The sequence below is a fragment of the Cupriavidus sp. WGlv3 genome (genome assembly GCF_023952475.1).
Lineage (GTDB): Bacteria > Pseudomonadota > Gammaproteobacteria > Burkholderiales > Burkholderiaceae > Cupriavidus > Cupriavidus phytorum.
Window position 1 is genome coordinate 1 of sequence record NZ_JALHRX010000123.1, and the last position, 690, is coordinate 690.

The window sequence follows — 690 nt, forward strand, 5'->3', positions numbered from 1 at the left end:
CAAGCGGCGTCTGATTGAGTTCTGTCTTCAATCGGGAGCATCGGTTTCAGGCACGGCTCTCAAGGCGGGCATCAACGCTAACCAGTTGCGCAAATGGATTCGGGATCCGAGATTCAGCGCAGGCGCAAGGTGCGTTGCCGGCATTCGTGCCGGTTGTCGAGGAGGTTCTAGATTCGCGGCCAATCAAGACACCCGCACAGGTTGTGGTGTCTGGCGATCCGCCACCGCGGCGAGCGCAACCGCTGGCGCTGTTGAGCGCAAAGCTGCCCAACGGTGTATCGCTCGAGCTGGAATGCAGCGAGCGAGACGTTGGGCTCGTAAAGGCAATGATCGAAGCCCTGAGTGGAGGCCATTGATGTTCCGCCTCGACGCTGGGCTGCGGGTGTATCTGCATCGCGACGCAGTGGACTTCCGTAAGAACATCAACGGCCTGGCACTGCTGGTCGAGCAGGCGCTCGGGCTGGATCCGTTTGCATCGGCTGTATTTGTGTTCCGTAACCAGCGGGCCGATCGTATCAAGATTCTCGGGTGGGATCGCAACGGCTTCTGGCTATTGTTGAAGCGATTGGAGGCGGACCGGTTTGCCTGGCCACGCGAGGCGACAGTGGCTATGCTGACGGTCGAACCGTTGCACTGGCTGCTCCAGGGAATCGACATCGAGGCGATGCGCCGGCACCCGCACCGAGAATA

1 protein-coding gene is annotated in these 690 nt (G+C 60.4%); it reads left to right on the forward strand.

Annotated features, from left to right (window positions below):
- Nucleotides 1-355: 355 nt before the first annotated feature.
- On the forward strand, nucleotides 356-690 hold a 335-nt coding region (tnpB, locus tag MKD38_RS30785), incomplete at its 3' end, for an IS66 family insertion sequence element accessory protein TnpB (protein WP_012354795.1).